General features: G+C 64.7%; 4 protein-coding genes. 1 reads left to right on the top strand and 3 read right to left on the bottom strand.

What is annotated here, in order from left to right; translation table 11 throughout:
• The coding region (locus FJV41_RS47295; RefSeq protein ID WP_181791457.1) for a chloride channel protein at positions 1 to 823 on the top strand (823 nt) is incomplete at its 5' end.
• Here FJV41_RS47295 and FJV41_RS47290 read toward each other — a convergent pair.
• From FJV41_RS47290 to FJV41_RS47280, 3 genes are all read right to left on the bottom strand, one after another.
• The gene (locus tag FJV41_RS47290) at positions 808 to 3,108 is read right to left on the bottom strand and encodes a putative metal-binding motif-containing protein (RefSeq protein WP_141649207.1); all 2,301 of its coding nucleotides are present in this window, start codon (positions 3,106 to 3,108) and stop codon (positions 808 to 810) included. The genes FJV41_RS47295 and FJV41_RS47290 overlap by 16 nt on opposite strands.
• A complete protein-coding gene (locus FJV41_RS47285) occupies positions 3,105 to 3,911 on the bottom strand; it encodes a tetratricopeptide repeat protein (protein WP_246137873.1) in 807 nt (268 codons plus the stop codon). The genes FJV41_RS47290 and FJV41_RS47285 overlap by 4 nt, the downstream gene beginning before the upstream one ends.
• Before the next feature lie 176 nt (positions 3,912 to 4,087).
• Positions 4,088 to 6,229, bottom strand: coding sequence for a putative metal-binding motif-containing protein (locus tag FJV41_RS47280; protein ID WP_246137874.1), 2,142 nt, complete (start codon positions 6,227 to 6,229; stop codon positions 4,088 to 4,090).
• Positions 6,230 to 6,501 lie beyond the last annotated feature (272 nt).

Raw genomic sequence — 6,501 nt, 5'->3', positions numbered from 1 at the left:
GTTCGGGTTGGAGGTCGTGGTGGTGGGGCGGCTCGGCTACGAGGCGCTGCTGCCGGCGCTGGTGGCTTCGGTGGTGGGGGATTTGGTGACGCGGGGGCTGGGGATTCACCACACGGTGTATCCGGTGCCGGGGGTGTTGCCGCTGACGGCGCAGGTGTTGGGGAAGTGGTTGGTGTTCGCGGTGGGAGTGGCGGTGGTGGCGGTGGTGTTCGTGGAGGGGCTGCACCGGCTGAAGGCGCTGTTGGAGCGGCGGGTGCGGTGGTTGCCTTTGCGGATGGCGATGGGTGGGACTGCGGTGGTGTTGCTTTGGTTGTGGGTGGGGACGGATGAGTATCTGGGGTTGGGGGTGCCGGGAATCATCCGAGCGTTCGAGGACCCGGCGCTGCCGGTGTCCGCGTTCGCGTGGAAGCTTGCGTTCACGGTGGTGACGCTGGGCTCGGGGTTCCTGGGCGGAGAGGTGACGCCGCTGTTCTTCATTGGCGCGAGCCTGGGGAACGTGCTGGCGCGGGTGCTGGGATTGCCAGTGGATTTGGGGGCCGCGGTGGGGATGGCGGCGTTGTTCGCGGCGGCGGCGAATACACCGCTGGCGCTGTCCATCATGGCGGTGGAGCTGGTGGGCGCGGGGGTGCTGCCGCACGTGATGATTGTGTCGACGGTGGCGTATCTGCTGACGGGCCACCGGGGGATTTATCCGTCGCAGCGGATTGGACGGAGGAAGCACGGCGGGCCGCTGTTGGAGCAGTGGGTGCCGCTACGGGAGCTGGAGGCCCCCGGGCCACGTGGGCCCGGGGATTCAGGACCGGGAGGTCACGGCTCCGGGTAGTGGAACACGCGGCCGTCCTCACCGACGATCCACAGGTCTCCGGCTGCTGTGATGGCAATGTCGTTCAATGGCACGTTCGCCAGGCTTCCGGTCAGGTCCGGGCCCTTGGCCCAGCCATACGGTGTCAGCCGGTGCAGCTTGCCGCCAAATCCGCCCGTGCGCTTGTCCACCATGTAGCACTGCTCGTTCAGCGGGTTCTGTGGGCTCTGCGCGTCGTACCGCATCACCACGCTGGTGAAGTCGAACGTCGATGGGGCGTCTGTCTTGTCCCACGTCGTCGCGCCGTCCCAACGCCACGCAGCCCCGCCATCTCCCACCGCGCAGGCCTTGTCCGCGTCCCCCATCCACACCGCGGTGGCCTTACCATTCACGTTGGAGGGGGTGGACGTGTGCCCCGTCGGTGTCCCGGCCGGGGTCGTCCCAGTCGTCACGGCGTAGGACACGAACCGCTGCCTATCGGGCCCCGTGCTTCCTCCCACCGCGAGCATGAAGTCCTCTCGCAGGGCATGCAGGCCGTAGTGGTTGTTGTTGTTGTCGTTCAGCTCCGTGAATGGATTACCAGAAGCCCCCACCGCCCACCTGTACAGCCGCCCATCCGTGTCGGACAGGTAGATGGTCGTCACCCCGCCAGACTCGAAGCCCACCATTCCCGTGAGGTTCTGCGTGGTGGGCAAAGTCCCCGGCCCACAGGCGGCACTCGTCCCTCCATGGATGGCCAGCCACCCTCCCTCGCCGCCCAAGAACACACGGCCTTGAGAATCCACCCAGGAGACCGTCCAGTTGTGGTCTCCACAGTTGTTCGTGTTGAGAGGAGGGCTCCCGTCAGGGGGTGACGGATTCGGGGTATCTCCGTAGCTGTAGCTCTCGAACTTCTGGTGGGCCGCCTTGCGCACCGCCAGTTTGCCGCCTCGGCCCGCGACCCAGACCGGATATCCCCCCTGCCCCACCGCCACCGTCCTCCAATCCTGGCTGCCTGAAGACAAGTGATAGCTGACCACATCCTTCAACGTGCCTCCACACGACAACGGCTCGTCGCTTACGCCCGCGTTGCAGTTGTTGTCGATGGCGTCACACACTTCCGTGAGGCCAGACCTCGCCGCGGGGTCCACGTCATCGCAGTCTCCGTGGACGTTCTCCACGTGGCCGACTTGGGGCGTCTCGTTCGCGCAGACTTCGTCCACCGTCGCGTTCTGGTCTCCATCTCCGTCTCCGTCACGGTCGGGATAGAACAACCTCGGCGCCCTCGCGTTGCACTCGACGGCCAACTGGTTCCCCGTGCAGACCCACGTCCCAGCACAGCTCACGCTGGGGAGGTTGCACGACGTGCCCTTCGTTGGAAACGCCTCATCCGCGCTCCCATCGCAGTTGTTGTCGGCGTTGTCGCACGACTCCACCCTGCCCGGCGTGTTGTTGCCGTCATGGTCATTGCAGTCGAAGGCCTCGCTCTGAAACCGTTGACGATAGGATGCGTCAGGCTGACCACACTGGACCTTGCCCGTGGCCGCACTAAGCGAACCATCCTGGTCGCCGTCTTGGTACCAGTTCTTGTCGCTGCCCTCGTCCGTGGCCCCGTCGCAGTTGTTGTCCTTGTCATCGCAAACGTCCGTCTTGCCCGGAGCGATGGTCGCATCGTCGTCCTTGCAGTCCCCGCCAACACTCACATAACCAGTGACACCGGCCGCCGGCACGCAGTGGATGGTCGACTCACTACCCACGCCGTCATTGTCCCGGTCACGGAACATGGCCACTCGGGTCAGCGTCTCGTCGGCCGCGCCTGAGCAATTGTTGTCCTTGTCGTCGCAGATCTCCGGCTGCCCGGGGCTATTCATGACGTCGGTGTCGTCGCAGTCCGTCCCCCCGCGATTGCTCCCCAGTATGGCAACGTACCCGTCACCGTCCGCATCAGGAGTGGCGAGCACCGCCGCGAGTGACCTGCCGGCCTCCCCCACCAGTTCCACCCGGTCCACTGCCTTGCCCGCGCAGGTCTGCTCGTGCGCGGTGAGGGTCACCCGCACCTTCTTGCTCCAATCCCCCCTGCGGAATGCCCTCAGCTCCAATGGCGGCGTCTGACGAGAGAGAGCGCTGCCCTCGACGGTCTGCTCCGTGAAGTTCGCCGGATTCGCTTCATCCTGGGTTCGCATCACGATGCACCCGGTCTTGAAGCTCGGCGAGTAGTCGACCGTGATGCGAACGCCCCTCTCGGCCTCGAGGTCCTCGAGGCTCGGCACGGAACAGCCTCCGAGCACCAGCAGGCTCACGACGACCAGGCTTCCCATGCGGCTCATCGCGCACCTCCCTCGGCCACGGTCGCTTCGGAGGAGTCCATCAAGAGCCACGTCGCCAGCGCTCCCACCGCGGCAGCCGTCGCGGCGCCAAAGAGGATGTTCGCTGTCTGCGCACTGCTCTGTGCCCGTGAATGGTGGGACTCAAGGTCCTCCTGGAGCTGGGCGGACCGCGCATCGTCGATCTGGCTGCGCGACGACAGGCCGAACACCGTGCCCACTCCACCCGCCGCGACTCCCGCGCCCAGCAACGCCCAGCTCACCACTGGCACCCGTCGTCCTGCGACGCGCACACCCTGAGAGGCTCGCGCCGACTCTTCCACGACGCCTGGTGCCCACGCTTCCGGGACTCCGTCCTCCTTGCTGGGAGGAATCAGGTGAGTCGCGGCGACCTCGGTCTCCTTGGACAGGGGCTTCGCGTCCACTGGCGCGACCTCCACCGCCGCTGCAGTGGGCGCTGTCGGCGAATCCGCGCGTCGACCGGCCACTGACGCACGGACCTTCGTGCGCTGCGTCTCGAACTCGCGACTCACCTTGGGCGAGACGTGCAAGGGAAGCTGGATATCGAGCTGGCGTTGGAGCGCCTCGCGGAAGTCCTTGCGCGCCGCCTCCCACCTTCCCATGTCCGCTTGGACAATGCCTCGCAGCAGGGAGAGGGAGACCGCTTCGTCGGGACCATGCGGCAGGCGACTGGCGTGCTTCAGTCGCTCCAGCGCTCGCTCGTATTCGAGGTCCTCGTAGAGACGGATGGCCTCGGTGATTTGACGTTGGACCTCACCTTCGGCCCCGTGCGCGCTCAGCGGCATCGCCACTGACACACAAACGAAGACCGCAAGGCATTCCCCCCACAGGCATGACTTGGACATGCCTGGACTCTAAGTCCAAACAGAGCTCTCCAGAAAATCCAGACAGGACTTTCCTGTCCAGGTCACCACGCTCCGGCCATTCAGGCCCGAAGCGTGGTGGAGACCGCGAGCGACGGCTACGGCTCCGGGTAGTGGAACACCCGGCCGTCTTCACCGACGATCCACAGGTGTCCGGCTTCCGTGATGGCGATGTCGTTCAGCGGCACGTTCGCCAGGCTCCCGGTCAGGTCCGGCCCCTTGGCCCAGCCATACGGCGTCAGCCGGTGCAGCTTGCCGCCAGTTCCGCCCGTGCGCTTGTCCACCATGTAGCACTGCTCGTTCAGCGGGTTCTGTGGGTTCAGCGTGTCATAACGCATCACCACGCTGGTGAAGTCGAACTCCGACGGGGCGTCTGTCTTGTCCCATGTCGTCGCGCCGTTCCAACGCCACGCGGCCCCGTCATCACCCACTGCACAGGCTTTGTCCGCGTCTCCCATCCACACCGCGATGGCCTTGCCATCCACGTTGGTGGGGTTGGACGTGTGCCCTGTTGGTGTCGCAGCCGGGGTTGTCCCAGTCGTCACTGCGTAGGACAGGAACCGCTGCCTATCCCCCCCGCCCGAGCTGTGTCCCACCGCGAGCATGAAGTCCTCTCGCAGGGCATGCAGGCCGTAGAGGTTGTTGATGTTGTCGTTCAGCTCCAGGAATGGATTGCCAGCAGCACCCACCGCCCACCTGAACAGACGCCCGTTCGTGTCACTGACATAGATGGTCGTTGCCCCTCCGGACTCGAAGCCCACCATTCCTGTGATGTTGGGGGTGGGCCCGGAAGACGGGGGAGGCAAGGTCCCTGGCCCACACGCGGCACTCGTCCCGGCATGCTTGGCCACCCATCCTGCCTCGCCGCCCAAGAACACACTGCCTTGAGAGTCCACCCAGGAGACCGTCCAATTTTTGTCCCCACAGTTGTTCGTGTTGAGCGGAGGGCTCCCGTCAGGAGGGGACGGATTCGCGGTGTCTCCGTAGCTGTAGCTCTCAAACTTCTGGTTGGCCGCCTTGCGCACCGCCAGCTTGCCGGCTCGGCCCGCCACCCAGACAGGATATCCACCCTGCCCCACCGCCACCGTCTTCCAGTCCTGGCTGTCTGAAGTCAGGTGATAGCTGGCCACATCCTTCAACGTGCCTCCACACGACAGCGGCTCGTCGCTCACGCCCGCGTTGCAGTTGTTGTCGATGGCGTCACACACCTCCGCGAGGCCCGACCTCGCTGCGGGGTCCACGTCATCGCAGTCTCCGTGGAGGTTCTCCACGTGGCCGACTTGGGGCGTCTCGTTCGCGCAAACTTCGTCCACCGTCGCGTTCTGGTCTCCGTCTCCGTCACCGTCACGGTCGGGGTAGAACAACCTCGGCGCCCTCGCGTTGCACTCGACGGCCAACTTGTCCCCCGTGCAGACCCACGTCCCAGCGCAGCTCACGCTGGGGAGGTTGCACGACGTGCCCTTCGTTGGAAACGCCTCATCCGCGTTCCCATCGCAGTTGTTGTCGGCGTTGTCGCACGACTCCGTCTTGCCCGGCGTGTTGTTGCCGTCAGCGTCGTTGCAATCGAAGTCCTCGTTCTGAACCCGGTGACGATAGGAGTTGTCAGGCTGACCGCACTGAGTCTTGATGGTGGCCTCACCAAGCGAACCATCCTGATCGCCGTCTTGGTACCATTTCTTGTCGTCGTTCTCGTCCGTGGCCCCGTCGCAGTTGTTGTCCTTGTTATCGCAAATGTCCGTCTTGCCCGGAGCGATGTCCGCATCGTCGTCCTTGCAGTCCCCGCCAACAGTCGCATAACCGGTGACACCGGCTTCCGGCACGCAGTGCGTGGTGGCCTCGCGACCAACCCCATCTTTGTCCCCATCAAGGAACATGGGCACTTTGGGGAGCCCCTCGTCAGCCTCTGGACCGACAGCCGGACCGACACAGTTGTTGTCCTTGTCGTCGCAGAGTTCCTTCTGCCCGGGGTTCCTCATGGGGTCGTTGTCGGCGCAGTCCGTTCCCTTCTTCTCGGCGGAAATGGAAACGAAACCGTCATCGTCTGAGTCGACTGTCGTGAGCGTCAACGCAGACACGTCCTTGACGTCTTCGCTGGGGAATTCGAACACGTTCTCAGCGCTATCGACCTGCTGGCCAGCGACGGCCAACGTCTCCCCGGAGCCGGTACACGACGATTTCTCGTACGCGGAGACCGTCACCTTGAACGTGTTGCCCCAGCCGTCTTTCTTGACCACAAACACCGGCAAGACGGCGGAAGGACCTCCCCAAACCGAGTTTTTGATCGGCGCGGCGACCTCTTCCAGATTCAATTCCGGTTTCGCGACATCCTGGACGACGACTTTGAAACACCCCTTATTGAATCCAGAGGTGTACTCAACGGGGATTCGGACCGCCGCCTGCTCCTTCGACTTGGAGCACGCGAGGACCAGCAAAGGGAGCAGGCACAAGGCAAGGCGACGCATGGGGCGCACTCTACCGCAGCCTCCCCCCCGCTCGCGCTCCCCTCTTGCTT

It is taken from the genome of Myxococcus llanfairpwllgwyngyllgogerychwyrndrobwllllantysiliogogogochensis, assembly GCF_006636215.1.
Taxonomy (GTDB): domain Bacteria; phylum Myxococcota; class Myxococcia; order Myxococcales; family Myxococcaceae; genus Myxococcus; species Myxococcus llanfairpwllgwyngyllgogerychwyrndrobwllllantysiliogogogochensis.
This window is presented reverse-complemented; position numbering and strand designations above follow the sequence as displayed.

Excerpts from the sequence above, each read along its gene's own strand:
- FJV41_RS47290 (WP_141649207.1), bottom strand. The coding sequence starts at position 3,108 with ATGAGCCGCATGGGAAGCCTGGTCGTCGTGAGCCTGCTGGTGCTCGGA.
- FJV41_RS47285 (WP_246137873.1), bottom strand. The coding sequence starts at position 3,911 with ATGCCGCTGAGCGCGCACGGGGCCGAAGGTGAGGTCCAACGTCAAATC.